This is a genomic window from Capsulimonas sp. (assembly GCF_039929585.1).
Taxonomy (GTDB): domain Bacteria; phylum Armatimonadota; class Armatimonadia; order Armatimonadales; family Capsulimonadaceae; genus Capsulimonas.
Genome location: NZ_JBDSQY010000249.1, coordinates 1 through 16,189, shown reverse-complemented (window position 1 = coordinate 16,189; position 16,189 = coordinate 1). Strand labels below are relative to the sequence as shown.

Genomic DNA, 16,189 nt, shown 5'->3' with positions numbered 1-16,189 from the left:
GATTATTTGGATCGGGAAATGAAACTGGGCGATGTCGCCACGGTGATCGCCGCCTCCGCGAAGCCCCAGACCGCGCTGAGCTTTACCACCGACCGTGGCCGGGTGAAGCAGGCGATTGACGATATCGTTCCCACGGACACCGTGGCGGACATGCCGGGGACGCTCGCGCTGGCGCAGTCGCTGATCGGCAACGGGAACGGTGCGCGCGTACGCATCTTCTCCGACGGCGCCTTTGGGGCGGACGCGCAGCGGCGTTTGGGCGCGGTCACGCTGGGCGGCGCGGGCGTTTCCATGCAGACGATTGGCTCGAAGAGCGCCGACAATGTCGCGATTACGGCGATGGACGGCCGCCGCGACCCAGTGTCCGGGCAATATGAGATCTTCGTCAATGTAGAGAATCTGGGTGGAAAGCCACATGAAGGTGTTACACTGACCCTGCTGCGCGACGGCAAGGTGATCGACTCCCGTTCGCTTGCATTTGCGGGCGGCCCGGAGGCGCAGACTTTCACCGGGCAGGACCTGGCGCAGGGTGGGGTGGTTACGGCCAGGCTGGACGGTTTGAAGGATGACCTGGATCGCGACGACACCGCATCACTCGTGCTGGCGCCGCCGCGTAAACGGCGCGTTCTGCTGGTCAGCAATGGAAACTTGTTTCTGGAGCGTGGCCTGAACATCGACCCCGATGTCGTGCTCGAAGAGCTAGCGCCCAGCGAGTTCGCCGCCGCGGGCAAGGGCGGGGCGGGATACGATCTGGTTGTCCTGGACGCGTTTCTGCCGAAAGCCGCTTTGAAACCCGGAAACTATTTGATCTTCGATGCGGCCGGTGCACAGTCCACATTTACGTCGGCCGGCGCTCCCTCCGAGGAGTATACGCAGATCATCGATCAGGAGCGCACACATCCGTTGATGCGCTATGTCGATCTCAGCGGCCTTGCTCTGGCGAAATCCCCGACATTGCAGCTGGCGCCGTGGGCGGAGAGCCTGGCCGAAACGCAGGCGGGGCCGTTGGTCGCCGCCGGGGAGCATGATGGCGCGCGCGTGGTGGGCGTCGGTTTTGATCTTGGCGATTCCGACTGGCCTCTGCGCGTCTCATTTCCGATCTTCCTGACGAACTGCGTCAACTGGCTCACTTCGACGGGCGGCCTCGGCCCGGCCTCGCCGGACACGATCGCCGGAGCCGTTGTTTCTTTGACGACTCCTCCGGGACTGACAAGCGTCAAGGTTACCCATCCCAATGGCAAAGCCGAATATGTGAGCGCTCCGCCCGACGGCGGCGCTGCGCTGTTCGACCGCGCCGATCAGATCGGCGTCTATCAATCCGACGCTGGCGGCGGATACCATCATCCCTTCGCCGTGAACCTGCTCAATAAGTACGTCAGCGCGCTTGTCCCCGAACAGCATCCCGAACTGACCCGCGCTGCGAGCGCCGCGCCGGTCAAGCCCCTGAAACTCCAGCCCGTTCGCAGCGAATACTGGACCGCCATCGCCGCCGCGGCGCTGGTGTTTTTGATGCTGGAGTGGATGGTGTTTCACCGCCGGGTGTGAGTTTAAGTTTACGGCAACGCGCCTGCTAACATCGTGTTACCGGGTGGCATGCCGGCAGCTCTGGGCAGGCATGTATTGCGTACGAAGCGGAACGTGGCGTTTCCTCGCGATTGCAGGACATGCCTGCCCAGAGCTGCCGGCATGCCACCCGGTGAAAATTGCCGAACAACATTCTTACCCTCAACTACTCCCAAGTAAATAACCCTGGACGAATAGAAACCCATCGGGTACAATTGGTATCAAATACTGGCGATATTGCGCTCGATAGGTTTCGTGCGCCGATTTGGTCGCGCGCAATGCCGCGAGAGGACAGCATGGCTGCTGTTTTTCGCGTTGGCGGCGCACACCGTGCATCGACGTCGTGTCTCGAGAGCGGACGAACCAATGAGGGGCAGGTTGGTTGTGGCATGAGTGAGCTCAGCAAGTTTTTCGGCCCGAACGCGGGCTATGTTCTTGATCTTTACGATCAATACCAGGCAAATCCGGAGTCCGTGGACCCAGAGACCCGGGCCTTCTTCGCGGACTGGTCGCCTCCGGCCGGTCTGGGAGCGCCCCCCGTGTCCGAAGGCGGCGTGGTCGCGACGGTCGATGTCAACAAGATTGTCGCCACGGCGCGCGTGGCGCGTCTGGTGCGTGAGCTTGGGCATCTGACGGCGCATATCGATCCGCTCGGCAGCCCCCCTCCCGGTGATCCGGGACTGGAACTGGAGACGCACGGGCTCCAAACGCGCGATCTGACCACCCTGCCCGCAAGCGTCATTGGCGGACCGCTGGCGGTCGGGGCGCCGAATGCACTCGAAGCGCTGGGGCGCCTGCGCCGCGTTTACTCCGGGACGATCGGTTACGAAGACGATCATATTCAGGTCGACGAAGAACGCAAATGGATCGTCGACGCGATCGAGACCCGCCGCTTCTTCCAAGACTTTGACGCCACACAAAAGATCGATGTCCTCAAGCGCCTGACCGAAGTCGAAACCTTCGAGCGCTTCCTCCACACCACTTTCATTGGCGCCAAGCGCTTCTCCGTCGAAGGCACCGACATGGTCGTGCCGATCCTCGACACCATCATCCACGCCGCCTCCGTTGCGAATACCCGTGAAATTGTTATGGGCATGGCGCATCGCGGCCGCCTCAACGTCCTCGCCCATATCCTCGGCAAGCCGTACAGCGCGATCTTGGCGGAGTTCCAGGCGGCCAAGGACGAATCCTCGGCGGTGTCCGGCACGGGGTCGTCCGGCTGGACAGGCGATGTCAAGTACCACATGGGCGCGCGCCGCAACTATTCGGAAAACGGCGGCAACGAGATGCCGATCACGCTGGCGCCGAACCCGAGCCACCTGGAGTTCGTCGATCCCGTCGTCGTGGGCCGCGCCCGCGCCGCGCAGGAGACGCGTCAGGGACATCGCAAGACGCAGCATGACCCAAGCGCCTCGCTGGCGATCTTGATCCACGGCGACGCCGCGTTCCCGGGGCAGGGCGTGGTCGCCGAAACTCTGAATCTTTCGCAGCTGTTCGGATATGATGTCGGCGGCACGATCCATATCATCACCAACAACCAGATCGGCTTCACGACCAGCCCGCGCGATTCGCGCTCGACCCTGTATGCGAGCGATCTGGCCAAGGGCTTCGAGATCCCGATCGTCCATGTCAACGCCGATGATCCCGAGGCGTGCATCGCCGCCGCTCGGATGGCGCATGCGTACCGGGAGCGGTTCGGCAAGGACTTCCTGATCGACCTCGTCGGCTATCGCCGCTGGGGACACAACGAGGGCGACGAGCCATCGTTCACGCAGCCCCGCATGTATGAGAATATCGCGACGCATCCGACGGTGCGCGAACTGTGGGGCCGCGAGCTGGAGCGCGCCGGCCTGCTGACCCGCGATGAAGTCAACGCGATGATCAAGAGCGTGCAGGACACCCTCCAGGAAGCGCGCACGGCGCCGTCCGGCCGCGGTCTGTCCAAGGGCCCGCTTCCCTACGGCAGCGGCGAGAACTCCCTGCCGCACGTCGAGACCGCCGTGCCGGCCGAGCGCCTGATCGAATTGAACGAGGCGCTGCTGGCGCGCCCCGTCGGCTTCACTGCGAACGCGAAGCTGGACCGCACGCTGATCGTTCGCCGCCGCAACGGCATTCAGGAGCCGAACGGCATCGAATGGGCGCACGCCGAGGCGCTGGCTTTCGCGTCGATCCTCACCGATGGCGTTCCAATCCGTTTGAGCGGTCAGGACGCTGAGCGCGGCACCTTCTCCACGCGCCACTCCGTGCTGCACGATCCCACTACGGGCGAGCGGTACACGCCGCTTCAGGAGCTGCCGCAATCGACGGCGAGCTTCGCTGTTTATAACAGCCCGCTCTCCGAGACAGCGGCTTTGGGCTTTGAGTACGGCTACAGCATGCACGCCGCCGGCGTGTTGGTTTTGTGGGAAGGGCAGTTCGGAGACTTCGTCAACGGCGCCCAGGTGATCGTCGATCAGTTCTTAGTTTCGGGCAACGCTAAGTGGCTGCAAACTCCTTCACTTGTCCTGCTGCTGCCGCACGGTTATGAAGGCCAGGGACCGGAGCACTCCAGCGGACGTGTGGAGCGGTTCCTGCAGCTGGCGGCTTCGGACAATATCCGGATCGTCAACTGCACCACATCGGCCCAGTACTTCCATGTGCTGCGCCGCCAAGCGGCTCTGCTGCACACCGCGCCGCGTCCGCTCATCATCATGACGCCCAAAGGACTGCTGCGACATCCGAAGGCGGCGTCCTCGCTGAGCGATCTGTCCACGGGACGGTTCCAGACGGTGATCGACGACGCAGCCGCGCGCGGCCGCGCTTCCGAGATCTCCCGCGTCGTGCTGAGCTCTGGTAAAGTTTATGTCGACCTGATCGGCGCCGAGGCGTTCGCCGAAGCATCGCGCAGTCTCGCCGCCGTGCGTGTCGAGCAGCTTTATCCGTTCCCCGGCGACGTCCTGCGCGATATCCTGGCGTCCTACCCGAATGCTCAGGAAATCGTCTGGCTGCAGGAAGAACCGAAGAACATGGGCGCCTGGACCTACATGGAGCCGAAACTGCGCGACCTCCTGAAGCCTGGCCAAAAGCTGATGTATGTCGGCCGTCCTGAATCGGCCAGCCCGGCGGAAGGCTCCATCCGGCGCCACACCACCGAGCAGAACCGCATCGTCGCCGCCGCTCTCAGCGCCGCGCCCGAGCTCAAGGTGAAGAAAAGCGCCGTCAAATAGTGTCAATAGCCGGGGCAATGATACGGTCCCCCGGAGAACAAAGCAAAAGGAGCGGAGTAACAATGCCCGTTGAGATACGTGTGCCGCAGCTCGGCGAATCGATTGTCGAGGCGACCATCACACGGTGGCTGAAAAAAGACGGGGATACCGTGACGGCGGGAGAGACGATTCTCGAGCTGGATACGGACAAAGTGAACGTGGAAGTGCCGGCGGACGAAAGTGGCGTCATTCAGGGGATCAAAGGCGCGGAAGGCGACACTGTCGCCGTCGGCGACCTGCTCGCAACGATCGTGGAAGCCGGCGCCCCCGCCGCAGTCGCTCCTGCCGCCGCCCCTGCATCGGCTCCGGCCGTGGCTGCTGCGCCCGAAGCTCCGGCCGCAGCAGCCCCCGAGACGCATGCGTCTCCGGTCGCCAAGCGCCTCGCCGACAGCAACAATGTCGATCTGAGCCAGCTCAAGGGCAGCGGCCCGAACGGCCGGATCGTGAAGGACGATGTCGCTACGTTTGTCGAGCGCCAGGCCGAAGCCCCGGCGACCGCCACGACGATCCAAGCAGCGGCCGCCGCCGCGCCGAAGCCTGTTCCAGCGGCTCCGGCTGCCGTCTCTGCGCCCGCCGCACCGAGCGGACGTCCTGAGGAGCGCGTGCGCATGACGCGTCGCCGCCAGACCATCGCGACCCGTTTGGTAGAAGCGCAGCACACCGCTGCGATGCTGACAACCTTCAATGAGATCGATATGACGGCCGTCATGGAAGTGCGCAAGCGCCGCAAAGACGCCTTCAAAGAGAAGCATGGCGTCAACCTCGGCTTTATGTCGTTCTTCACCAAGGCGACGATCGGCGCACTCAAAGCGTTCCCCTATGTCAATGGCGAAATCCAGGGCGATGAGATCGTGCTAAAGAAGTACTACGACATCGGCGTCGCCGTCGGCGTAGAAGAAGGTCTGGTCGTTCCGGTCGTGCGCGACGCGGATCGCCGAACCTTCGCCGAGATCGAACGCGAAATTGGCGTTCTGGCGGGCAAGGCGCGTGAGAACAAGCTGACGATTGCGGAGATGATGGGCGGCACGTTCACCATCACCAACGGCGGCGTCTACGGCTCGCTCATGTCCACGCCGATCCTGAACACCCCTCAGGTCGGTATCCTTGGCATGCACAAGATCGAGGAGCGCCCAATCGCGATCGCTGGCCAAGTCGTCATCCGTCCGATGATGTATGTGGCGCTTTCGTACGATCACCGTATTGTTGACGGTGGTACCGCCGTCCGGTTCCTGGTAAAGATCAAGGAACTGTTGGAAGATCCGGAGTCACTGCTGCTCGAAGGCTAACAGCGTCTTTACACGCATTTAAGTGAGAACAATTGCCGCCGATTTTTCAAATCGGCGGCAATTTTGCGTTTAAACTGGAACCTATTCTTGGTACCCTAGCGTTGTTACTGTAGAGAACGGACGAAACAAAATGTGGTTTTGATTGTCCATTCGCATAGTAACCGAAGCATTGCTGCTGAGGATACGAGTACTAACACTTACGGAGAAACGCATGAAAAAGACAATGATTGTCGGCGCGGTCGCATTGCTGGCGAGTGTCCTGGGGACCTCGGCGGCCCGAGCGCAGGATGCTCCGGTTCAGAAGCCTATCAGCATCAAGGTCGGTGGGTATTTTCCGCAGGACGGCGACGCCCGCAAGATTGGCGACACGTGGCTGCATGTCGGCGGGGATTATGCCTTCGGCAAGACCGACACCGAGTCCCCGCTGTTGAAACTGGGTTATCTGGATTATGTCGGCAAAGAGAAGGATGGAGTTCGCGGTCAGTACATTGGCCTGGGTATCGGCGTTCGCGCGTACGCGAACCGGGCGACCAACAGCACCGTCTCCCCGTTCTACGGCGCGGGCGTCGGCGTTTACTTCGAACAGGCCAAGGGTGGCGGCGAGACGAAGAACAAAACGGGCCTTGGCTTGAAAGCCAGCGCTGGCGTTGAGCTGAACCAGGGCGCGTTCGTCGAAGTCGGCTACACCTACCTGCCCGAGAAGATCGAAGGCACGGACTTGAGTGGCTTCACTGCGGACCTTGGTTATCGGTTCTAAGCTGACGCTTTAGGGCGATTGCTGGAATGGACATCGCCGGCGATTAAACACCCGCGATCGGGTCTTCAACCGCCGGCAAAATTTTGTAGACGACGCGGCTTTTGCGGCCGGTGACGCTTTCCATAACCAGGGACTCAATTTCCGGGGGAAGTGGTTCGTGTCGTGGATGCTTGATCACAACGCGGCGGCGCGCCACGCGGCGTGCTTCGTGGATGGACGCCGGGTCCAGCGGCTCGGAATTGCCGAAGAGGGCCAGCGGGCTTACGGAATTCTCCGAGCCGGGCAGACGCTCGTCGAAGAATGGATCGAAGTAAACAAGATCGAAGGACGAATCTGGGGCTTGACGCAGATAGTCGCGGTAATCCGCCGTGACCACCTGGATGCGCCGCATCGCGTCTTCCAGCACCTTTGGCTCTAGTTCGAATCGGCTAACGCCGTCCCGCGTGACGGCCGCCAGCTCCGGAACGCTTTCCAGCCCGACCACTGTTCCCAATTCTCCCACCATCAGCGCCGCCAGCGCAGCCTCTCCCGCGAAGCCCAGCGTACAATCCAGCACCGACTCGCCTGGCTGGAGCGCCGCCGCCTCCACGTAAAGATCCCGCCAGCCGCGAGTGACATTATATCCGCGCAGCATCGCCAGGTTTGGGTGAAATGCATATTCGAAGTCGGTATTTCGTTCGCGCAGAACTAATTTCGTGTGGGTGACGACCAGAACCCGATTTGCGCCGGTGGCGGTGAGAACCTCGGGAATGTTGCGCTTTTCGCGGGTGTAGTAAACCGCGCCCAGCTCATGGGCCAATTGGCGCGCCCGTTCTTGAATTTCCGGGCGTCCATTGACCCCGGTGGTGACGCAGAGCGGCGCTGCATTTTGCGTCATAACGTGCGGATAATCTCCTTGATACTTTCGATCTGGTCCGCCGGCGCCGTGATCTGTGTGACGCCGAGTTCGACGACTTGAGCCAGAAACTCAGCGCGGTCAGGTCCAGATACGCCGGCCCAATCCTCTTCCCCGCAGAGCAACAGAATGGGATTGCAGGAACGCTTCGCCGCGAAGACGACACGCTCAGCCGCTTCGGCGTCTTCCAATTGGGCGGGAAGGATGGCGATCCCCGCGAACTCGTCGAAGTCTTCGGGAATCTCATCCCCGGATTGCAGCGGCGGCATCCCGGCGACGAGAAGCGGCCACAAAAACGGCTCATCGCCGTCCTGTAGGAATATCTCCGTGTCGGCGAACTGGTCGCGCACATCCTCGGCAAGCCAGGGCGGCGTAATCAGGCGCACCTGGCCCTCCGCGCACGCGCGCAGCAGCGTCGAAAGGGAGAGGCGCTCCAGCTCTTGATCCAGAACGATCGCCAGCGCGCCCACTTCATCCATCAGCTTCGCCCAGGTCTGGGTCTGATGCTCCGTGTCCTGCGGCTCGTCGTAGGAGCCGAAGACGGCGTTGTCCTGCGGCAGGTAAACGCCGTCGGCGCCCGAGCGCATCGCGGCGGCGACATCGTCCATTGTCCGTGCGGTGGCGAGAACCTCAATGCGCACGTTCGAAGAGGAGGTGCGGGCGGGGAGATGGGCGGAATCGACGAAGTAAACGCGGGCGCGCGTGGCCGGCGCCTGGTAGCGGGCGATCACGGAAGCGTCGGCGTCGACATAGACCCGGCCCCGGTCGCCGTCCAGCACTAAAATGTCGAACTCGGCGACGTTTTCCAAAAAGGGCGTTCCCAGGCCGGAGACGATCGGGTAGGGCGCATCAATCGTGTCGGCGTCCTCGACGATGGCGATCCCCAGCACTTCCAGTCCGACCATCGGCGCGCCGATCATCGCCGGATTAAGCCGCTCCATCACCAGGATGACCTGCGAGGGTTCGGGCTCCGAATCGTAATAGCCGCGCAGCTCGGCGGCGGCCGCCCGGCGGCGCCGCTCGGGATGAAGGGTCGGACCGAAGCGATCGACGGTCAGACGCGCGGTCGCGGCGATGGCGACCCCGCCGGAAATCGCCTGTCCTTGAAAAACTTCCATGCTATTCGCCGTCCCCCGCAGGGGCGTCGGTCGTCGGGGTTGGCGCCGGATCTGGGGACTTCGCCGGCGGCGGGCCGGAGGACGTAGGCGGCGGGGGCGTGACTGGCATCGGCGGCAGCGTTCCCGTATCACTTGTGTCTTCGGGCGCGGTCAGGTCCTCGGCCTTCTTCGTTTTGAAGACGCCATGCGTCGGCGCCGGAATGGTCACCGATTCATCGTTTTCCTGAACGCCGATAATGACCTTGGAGGCCTTGATGACATTACCGTTTGTGTCTTTGGCGCGGACATTACCGACCAGGGTAATCTGCTTTGCAATGCCGTCATAACGTCCGGAGTCGGCCGTCAGCACTCGGTTTTTCTGATTGACCGTCAGCGGTCCGGGAACCGTGCCGATCTTCTTGCGGTAGTCATAAGTCATCATCTCGCACGTCATCGTCGCGGCGTCCTTGAACCGGCTGCGCAGCGAGGCTTTCGGCGCGCCCGCGTCTTTGTCGCTGGGCTTGACGACGAGGACGACATTGTCCCGCATCGTGGCGAGATGGCGCGTGAAGTCAATAAATCCGTTTTTGCCATTCAGATCGCTTTGCGGGTCATAGACATGGACTGGCGCCAGTGACTTGGCGTTCAAGGCGCGCTGTTCGTTGTCCAGATTGACGATGGCCGAATCCGTCTTGAGATACGTATCGTCTTGATTGAGAGTGACACCCTGGCTCATCTCCACCGTCTTCGGGGCGTTGAGCCATCGGGAAAAGCCAGCGTCATACGTCACGAAATCGCTGCTTGCGGCGGTTTCCGAAGAAGGCTTTTGTGCGGCGCGCGTCCGCCATGGGCTCGCCGCGAGGAGTGATGCGCCAATGACTGCGGCGCCGGCCGCCGCCCATACCGCGCCATTTTGTCTGCTGGACATAGAACTAGTTTACCAATCGCCCGATCTTGAAAGTTCCGTGAAGACGCCGGAGGGTAAGGTTTTGCGTCTGTGTGTCAAAATTGATCTCGGATCCGCTGGCGGCGCCCACGCCTCCGGGGAAGATCGCCGTCACCTGTCCGGGCGCCTGCACCAGATGCTTCTGGCCGTTCCAGATCAGGCTGTCCGTACGAAACGTTGGTCCGCCTGCCTTTAAGACGCGCGCCTCAATGCCGCCATTCAATTGAAGTGACGAAAACGCCGCCTCCGCGCCAAAGCCGCCAGGGGCTTGATACGTCGCCGTGCGCGCGCTCATTTGGAGGATCGGGCGCTCGTTGTCGTCGTAAAAGAAACCGTCGTGAATGCCGTCAGCCGTGACCGTATAACGGTCACGGCTGACGAAGATCGCCTTCGCTTTCACCCGCCATTTCACTTTGCCTTCGTCGCGTCCCGTCACGATCGCGTTGGAGATCTGAAGCTGCATTTCGCCCATCGGATTTCTCCGTGGGTTCATCAAGTCCGCGAACGGCTGATATCGCCCCAGCGTCTTATAGCTCCAGATCGTCACGCCAGCGACTACGATGGCCAGCAATAAAAGAAGCGTCTGCGTGTTGCGCAGCTTGATCATGGTTTAACGATCTAATTCACGACTGGCGGCGGCGGCGGCGGGCCGCTGGAAAAATCAAACGTATGGACGCCGATATTCTTTACGGTTCCTGAGTATGCAGCTGGATTTACCGTGATTGTTCCATCCACGAATCCACTGGTTTCTTTAACTTGCAGCTGGAAGGTCGTGGTCAATGAAATGTTCGGAATGGTGAAGACACCACTGTTATTCGTAGTCGACGTGAATGCCGGGGCTCCGACAATTGTGACAATTCGGCTCCCAGCAGGAAATCCTGTGGCAATGTCGTGGAGCGAACCCGTCACTGTATACGGAGTGCTGACGGTTCCGGTAGTCGAACCGGTCGTCGTGGAGCCAGTCGTAGTTGATCCTGTGGTTGTCGATCCAGTGGTCGTGCTGCCTGTAGTGGTTGATCCCGTGGTGGTGTTTCCGCCGCCGTTATCACCGCCGCCCCCACCACCGCCGCCGCAGCCGGCGAGTGTCGCGAGCGCAGCGGCGAGCGCCGCTACGAGCGTCAAAATCATGCCCGATCGTCGTGCAAATAAAAACATATGTCGTTCTCCAAGACGCTCAATGCGCGTCGCTGTGTTTTCTCTTCTCAAACACGGCGAACGCGGAAACACCGAGGCTTTCCCGCGATCTCCGCTTATTTTACCCGATGACGGCTCTGGCGCTGTCTTTCGGGCCATCGCTATATTGCGCGCATTAGCCAGGCGCGCAGCGCTTCGCGGCTGGTCGCCATCTGCGCTTCTACTTCCGTATGAGAGAGCGTGCGTCCCGCCACCAAGCCTGTTCCGTAGTTCGTGATAATTCCCACGCCCGCGTAAGGAATGCCCGCTTCCCGGGCGAGAATGGCTTCGGGAGCGCTCGTCATTCCCACAACATCGCCGCCCCAGCCCGCCATCATCTTGATTTCCGCCGGCGTTTCATAGCGCGGACCGGAAACGCAGACGTAGGTTCCTTTGGAATGGACCGTGGCGCCGACGCCTGCAGCAGTGGTCAGCAGGCGGCGGCGAAGATCCTGAGAGTAAGGCTCGCCCATGTCCGTGTGACGGACCTGTCCGGGCGCGCTGAAAAACGTCATGACCTCACCCTTGGTCATATCGATGAAATCGTCGAAGATGACAAAGTGTCCGGGAGCGAGCGTAAGTCTCAGCGAGCCGACCGCCGCCGTGGCGTAGATCGCGGTGACGCGCAGCGAGGCGAGGGCCGCGATGTTCGCGCGGTGATTGATCCGGTGCGGGGGCAGCGTGTGACCGGCGCCGTGCCGGGCCAGAAAAAAGAACTCCTCGCCGGCGCTCGTGGCGGCGCGAAGGATGCTGGCGGCGCCGAACGGCGTTTCGATCGATTCCGGCTCGCCGTTTGCGAACGCGGAGCCGAAACCGCTGCCGCCAATGACGGCGTAGGGCATAATTGACAAACCTTTCCGATTGCGGATACACTATCCGCCAAACTCATGGCAGATGTCTCCAATCATTTTACACGAAATCCACGGCGGCGGCAAGCCGGAGTTTGCTCCGCCGTTCTGCTGCTTTTCTCTTTGATCTTCTTTCGCGAGCAGCTCTTCACCGGCAAGTCGCTTTATTGGGGCGACATCGGCCTTTATTTTGTTCCCATGCTCGATCATCTGCATCGCAGTGTGGCCGATGGACGGGTTCCTCTCTGGAATCCATGGATCCTCTGCGGCGCACCCTATGTCGGCAACCCGCAGACATGGCCGCTGTATCCGGGATCACTTTTATTCGCGATCATGGACACGCACCGGGCGCTGGGATGGGATATCGCGCTGCACGCATGGCTTGCGGGCGTGGGCATGTACCTGCTGGCGCGGCGCACGATGCGCGTGGGCTGGGCGCCGGCGATGCTCGCGGCGATGACCTTTATGTTTGGGGGCCACTTTGTTTCTAAAGAGCAATTCCCCAATATGCTCCAGGCGGAAACATATGTCCCCTGGATGCTGTACTTCACCGATCGTGTTCTGACAGCCCTGCGGCGACGGGACGCCCTCGCCATGGGCGCCGTCTTTGGGCTGCAGCTCCTTGCCGCACATGCGCAGATTGCGCTGCTGACGATCTATCTCGTTCTCATGTACTGCGCGTATCGTATCCCCAGCCTGCGGCCGTGGACGCGCCCGCGCGTGCTGCGTTTGGCGTGCCTCGCCGTGCTGATCGTCGCGATTGCGGTCTGCCTGGATGCTGGGCAACTGCTGCCGACTGTCGAACTTTACCAGAACGCATGGCGTCAAACGCTGACCTTTAAGAATGTGAATCGATTCTATCTTCCATTCAGCCAGCTGGGAAACTTCGTCGCCCCCAACTTGCATGGCCACCCAATGGACGGCAATTTTACGGCGGTCGGCAACTTCTGGGAGACGTGCGCTTATGTGGGGGTGCTTCCGTTGCTTGCAGCGCTCGGCGCCGCCGCGCTGGCGTGGAGGCGCCGAGCCATAAAGCCATCCCGGTTCTGGACCGTGATCTTCGTCCTTGGCGTGTGGATGGCGACCGGTAGGGATGGGCATCTATACCATCTCGCTTACAAAGCGCTGCCGGGCTTCAAAAGCTTTCACGATCCCGCGCGCTGCCTGCTATGGGCGTCAATGGCGCTGTCTTTGCTGTCTGCGGTCGGGCTGGAAATTGCAACGGGATTTGTGAGAAAGAAGCGATGGGGCGGGGTGAAAACGCCGGTGTGGGCGGCGCTTGCTGTGCTTGCGGTTGTCTTTGTGGATCTGGCGCGTTTTGGAGGCGGGATTTATCCCGTCGCCGCTCCAAGCGCCATGGCGGCGACGGGAGTGGTGTCGATGGATATCCGTCTGGACCCGGCTATACAGGCGCGCCAGGCGCGGATCATGGCTCCGGACGGCGGGCGTGTTTGGCAGCGTTTCACTTCCGTGAAATCTTACCGGCAAGATCTTCCAGAGTACGGCGGACTTTGGCGGGAGACACTGAGCCCAAACCTCGCGATGGAGCTTGGCGTCGCCGACGCCGCCGGCTACGAGCCTGAGACACGTCGGGACACGGAGATGGTCGCCGGCAGGACCGTGGCCGCCCTGAAGCCGGGCGCCGGCCCCAGGGAGCATGCGCACGCCGCCACCTATGCCGGAGCGATGGGCGTGCGTTATATCATCACGGACCGGGAACATCCGCCGGACGGCGCAATCCCCGGGCTCCGAACGCTGGCGATGGTTTTGACGCCGCCGTTTGCGAGCCATCCGGAGGAGGGTGAGGGGTACGAACATCTTTCGATCAATACTCGCTGGCTTCCCCGGTGCCGTCTCGCCGGGGGGATCGTTTCCGCGTCGTCCCGCGATGCGATACTGATGACCATGCAGGGACTGAACGGCCGCGCCGGCTTCATCGACTTGCACCAGGATACTGTTATTGTCGGCCCTGTGCCGCCGAATTACTCACGCCCCGCCGTGACGCCGGTTCCAGGATTGCATGACATCGATCCCGAGCATGTGTCGGTTTCGGTGACGACGGACGGTCCCGCCGTGCTTGTGCTTGCGGATACCCTGCACCAGGGCTGGACGGCGACCCTGGATGGTCGCCCGGTTCCCATTCGATCTGCGGACGGCTTTTTGCGGGCTGTGCTTCTGCCGTCCGCCGGTGAACATCATGTGCAGTTTGCGTATCAGCCGGCGTCGTTTCAGACGGGATTATATCTCAGTCTGCTCGCGGTATCGTTTTTGACGGCCAGCATGGTATATATTGTCCGTACGCGCGCGATTTTTCCGGCAAAGGCGGCAGGAAAAGCCGTGATGGATTGCGAATAGGTATTTTCATTTGGTCTCCTGCGTCATCATGGATGGGGGTGGGCGATGGCCGATCTGCAAATCGATGTCCGTGACGAAAACGGTGTCGCAACGATTCTCCTGCGGGGTGAGCTGGACGCTTACGACGCGCCGCGCCTTCGCGCGATTATGGATCCACTGATCAAGGTCGCGCAGCCCGCGATCCTGGTCGATCTGACGGCATTGGAGTATCTTGACAGCGCGGGCCTCGGCGTTCTGGTGGCCGCGCTCAAACAGGTCACTGACCGCGACGGGCAATTCGGCGTGATTTCCCCCTCGCCGATCGTGGCGCGCGTTCTCCAGGTGACCGGGCTCTGCAAGCTCTTCACGGTTTTCGACGATACGGCGCAGGCGCAGGCGCGCTTCGGCCTTGCCGCGTGAAACTGTGAATGCGCACAATATTCTTCACCACGCAATGACGCGCGGGAAGGCCTATGCCGCCTTTCCGCGCGTTATGGCGTGTGAGCGCTTTTCGGTCAAAATATCGAACCACGAGAATATCAAATCAATGAGGAGAAACGGCGAAACAATGCGAATAACTGGCAGCGTCAATCGTACGCTAACACTGGGTCTGGTCTGCGCCTCCATGGCGATCGTAAGCGGGTGCGCTAACGACAAGCCGAAGGCGGGCTCCGACGGCGCGAGCGGCGTGTCCAACGGCACGGCGACAAAATCGCCCATCGTCGTAGGCGAGTTCGGCTCGCTCTCCGGAAGCGAATCCACCTTCGGAACTTCGACTGACAACGGCCTCAAGCTGGCGTGCAATGAGATCAACGCCAAGGGCGGCATCGACGGACATCCTCTGAACGTTCATGTTCTCGACGATGAAGGCAAGCCGGACAGCGCATTGACCGTCGTGCAGAAGCTGATCAATCAGGACAAGCCGATCGCCATTATCGGCGAAGTCGCCTCCAAGCTTTCGATCCAGGCCGCGCCCGCCTGCAATTCCAATAAAGTCCCGATGATTTCGCCGTCCTCCACGAATCCGAAAGTCACCCAGATCGGACCGTACATCTTCCGCGTTTGCTTTATCGACCCATTCCAGGGCACGGCCGCCGCGAAGTTCGCGGTCGGTACGCTGAAGGCTAAGCGCGCGGCGATCATGACGGATCAGCAGAACGACTACAGCACAGGCCTGACGAAGTTCTTCACCGCAAGCTTCACCCAACAGGGCGGAACGATCGTCGCCAATCCCTCTTACACTAAGGACGACTTAGACTTCCATTCGCAGCTGGCGAACATCAAGGCCTTGAACCCGGACGTAATCTACGTTCCTGGTTACTACGGCCAGATCGGGCCGATCGCCAAGCAGGCGCGTCAGCTCGGAATCACCGCGCCGCTCCTTGGCGGTGACGGATGGGATTCGCCGAAGCTGGTGGAAGGCGCCGGCGGCCCCGGCAAAGCGTTGGAAGGCTGCTATTTCACCAACCATAGCTCCATGGAGAATCCCGATCCCGCGATCCAAAACTTCGTGAAGGCGTTCAAGACGGCGAACAACAACGCGCAGCCGGATGCGCTGGCGGCGCTGGGGTACGACGCGGGGATGGTGCTCGCGGACGCAATCAAGCGCACAGGCGCCCCCGCCGATGGCGACTATTCCGCCGAGGCGTACCGCGTCAAGCTTCGCGACTCCATCGCGGCGACCAAGGACTTCCCGGGCGCGACCGGCGCGATCACGATCGGCCCGGATCGCAACGCGGTCAAGCCAGCCGTCGTCCTGCAAGTCAAGGGCGCGGACTTCAAGTATGTCACGACCGTTAACCCGTAACAGCGAATCTCTATGCACCAATTCACTGAGCAGCTTCTTTTCGGCATTCAGCTGGGAAGCATTTACGCGCTGATCGCCCTCGGCTACACCATGGTGTATGGGGTGCTGAAGCTGATCAACTTCGCCCATGGCGATGTTTACATGGTGGGCGCCTACGGCGGCCTCGGCGCCGCGTTCCTGGTGGGAACGTGGCTGCCGAGCCACCATATTTACACGGCGGGATTGCCGTCGCCAGTCG

General features: G+C 61.5%; 13 protein-coding genes and 1 pseudogene. 8 read left to right on the top strand and 6 right to left on the bottom strand.

Annotation, left to right across the window (positions count from 1 at the left end):
* From ABIZ35_RS19090 to ABIZ35_RS19075, 4 genes are all read left to right on the top strand, one after another.
* Positions 1–1,545, top strand: a 1,545-nt coding sequence (locus ABIZ35_RS19090; protein ID WP_348221513.1) for a hypothetical protein, incomplete at its 5' end; no start/stop codon positions are given.
* A gap of 407 nt (positions 1,546–1,952) precedes the next feature.
* A complete protein-coding gene (locus ABIZ35_RS19085; protein ID WP_348221512.1) occupies positions 1,953–4,769 on the top strand; it encodes a 2-oxoglutarate dehydrogenase E1 component in 2,817 nt (938 codons plus the stop codon).
* A 62-nt stretch (positions 4,770–4,831) separates the two neighbouring features.
* Positions 4,832–6,094 carry a 2-oxoglutarate dehydrogenase complex dihydrolipoyllysine-residue succinyltransferase gene (odhB, locus tag ABIZ35_RS19080; RefSeq protein WP_348221511.1) on the top strand — a complete coding sequence of 421 codons (1,263 nt, stop codon included), beginning with the start codon at positions 4,832–4,834 and terminating at the stop codon, positions 6,092–6,094.
* Positions 6,095–6,305: 211 nt separating this feature from the next.
* Positions 6,306–6,851, top strand: coding sequence for an outer membrane beta-barrel protein (locus ABIZ35_RS19075; RefSeq protein WP_348221510.1), 546 nt, complete (start codon positions 6,306–6,308; stop codon positions 6,849–6,851).
* A gap of 43 nt (positions 6,852–6,894) precedes the next feature.
* On the opposite strand, the gene ABIZ35_RS19070 is transcribed toward ABIZ35_RS19075, so the two are convergent.
* The 6 genes from ABIZ35_RS19070 to ABIZ35_RS19045 all read right to left on the bottom strand — a co-directional run bounded on the left by ABIZ35_RS19070 (position 6,895) and on the right by ABIZ35_RS19045 (position 11,804).
* Positions 6,895–7,728 carry a class I SAM-dependent methyltransferase gene (locus tag ABIZ35_RS19070; protein WP_348221509.1) on the bottom strand — a complete coding sequence of 278 codons (834 nt, stop codon included), beginning with the start codon at positions 7,726–7,728 and terminating at the stop codon, positions 6,895–6,897.
* Entirely contained in the window at positions 7,725–8,864 is a 1,140-nt protein-coding gene (locus tag ABIZ35_RS19065; protein ID WP_348221508.1) for a hypothetical protein, read from the bottom strand. Before ABIZ35_RS19065 ends, ABIZ35_RS19070 begins: the two co-directional genes overlap by 4 nt.
* A 1-nt stretch (position 8,865) precedes the next feature.
* Positions 8,866–9,771: a hypothetical protein gene (locus ABIZ35_RS19060; RefSeq protein WP_348221507.1), complete on the bottom strand. Its 906-nt coding sequence runs from the start codon at positions 9,769–9,771 to the stop codon at positions 8,866–8,868.
* Between the two features lie 4 nt (positions 9,772–9,775).
* A complete protein-coding gene (gene lptC / locus ABIZ35_RS19055) occupies positions 9,776–10,396 on the bottom strand; it encodes an LPS export ABC transporter periplasmic protein LptC (protein WP_348221506.1) in 621 nt (206 codons plus the stop codon).
* Positions 10,397–10,407: 11 nt separating this feature from the next.
* Positions 10,408–10,944, bottom strand: coding sequence for a hypothetical protein (locus tag ABIZ35_RS19050; RefSeq protein ID WP_348221505.1), 537 nt, complete (start codon positions 10,942–10,944; stop codon positions 10,408–10,410).
* A gap of 140 nt (positions 10,945–11,084) precedes the next feature.
* Positions 11,085–11,804, bottom strand: coding sequence for an MTAP family purine nucleoside phosphorylase (locus tag ABIZ35_RS19045; protein ID WP_348221504.1), 720 nt, complete (start codon positions 11,802–11,804; stop codon positions 11,085–11,087).
* A gap of 45 nt (positions 11,805–11,849) precedes the next feature.
* Between ABIZ35_RS19045 and ABIZ35_RS19040 the strand changes: the two genes are divergently transcribed.
* From ABIZ35_RS19040 to ABIZ35_RS19025, 4 genes and pseudogenes are all read left to right on the top strand, one after another.
* Complete coding sequence (locus tag ABIZ35_RS19040) at positions 11,850–14,165, top strand: YfhO family protein (protein WP_348221503.1); 2,316 nt, start codon at positions 11,850–11,852, stop codon at positions 14,163–14,165.
* Positions 14,166–14,210: 45 nt separating this feature from the next.
* Positions 14,211–14,564 (top strand): anti-sigma factor antagonist, encoded by a 354-nt coding sequence (locus ABIZ35_RS19035; protein WP_348221502.1) that lies wholly within the window; start codon positions 14,211–14,213, stop codon positions 14,562–14,564.
* Positions 14,565–14,712: 148 nt separating this feature from the next.
* The gene (locus ABIZ35_RS19030) at positions 14,713–15,951 is read left to right on the top strand and encodes an ABC transporter substrate-binding protein (protein ID WP_348221501.1); all 1,239 of its coding nucleotides are present in this window, start codon (positions 14,713–14,715) and stop codon (positions 15,949–15,951) included.
* Between the two features lie 12 nt (positions 15,952–15,963).
* Positions 15,964–16,189 (top strand): annotated as a pseudogene (locus ABIZ35_RS19025) (hypothetical protein); the annotation flags it as partial.

Coding starts and splice junctions, on each gene's coding strand:
- ABIZ35_RS19085 (WP_348221512.1), top strand. CDS start 1,953: ATGAGTGAGCTCAGCAAGTTTTTCGGCCCGAACGCGGGCTATGTTCTT.
- odhB (WP_348221511.1), top strand. CDS start 4,832: ATGCCCGTTGAGATACGTGTGCCGCAGCTCGGCGAATCGATTGTCGAG.
- ABIZ35_RS19075 (WP_348221510.1), top strand. CDS start 6,306: ATGAAAAAGACAATGATTGTCGGCGCGGTCGCATTGCTGGCGAGTGTC.
- ABIZ35_RS19070 (WP_348221509.1), bottom strand. CDS start 7,728: ATGACGCAAAATGCAGCGCCGCTCTGCGTCACCACCGGGGTCAATGGA.
- ABIZ35_RS19065 (WP_348221508.1), bottom strand. CDS start 8,864: ATGGAAGTTTTTCAAGGACAGGCGATTTCCGGCGGGGTCGCCATCGCC.
- ABIZ35_RS19060 (WP_348221507.1), bottom strand. CDS start 9,771: ATGTCCAGCAGACAAAATGGCGCGGTATGGGCGGCGGCCGGCGCCGCA.
- lptC (WP_348221506.1), bottom strand. CDS start 10,396: ATGATCAAGCTGCGCAACACGCAGACGCTTCTTTTATTGCTGGCCATC.
- ABIZ35_RS19050 (WP_348221505.1), bottom strand. CDS start 10,944: ATGTTTTTATTTGCACGACGATCGGGCATGATTTTGACGCTCGTAGCG.
- ABIZ35_RS19045 (WP_348221504.1), bottom strand. CDS start 11,804: ATGCCCTACGCCGTCATTGGCGGCAGCGGTTTCGGCTCCGCGTTCGCA.
- ABIZ35_RS19040 (WP_348221503.1), top strand. CDS start 11,850: ATGGCAGATGTCTCCAATCATTTTACACGAAATCCACGGCGGCGGCAA.
- ABIZ35_RS19035 (WP_348221502.1), top strand. CDS start 14,211: ATGGCCGATCTGCAAATCGATGTCCGTGACGAAAACGGTGTCGCAACG.
- ABIZ35_RS19030 (WP_348221501.1), top strand. CDS start 14,713: ATGCGAATAACTGGCAGCGTCAATCGTACGCTAACACTGGGTCTGGTC.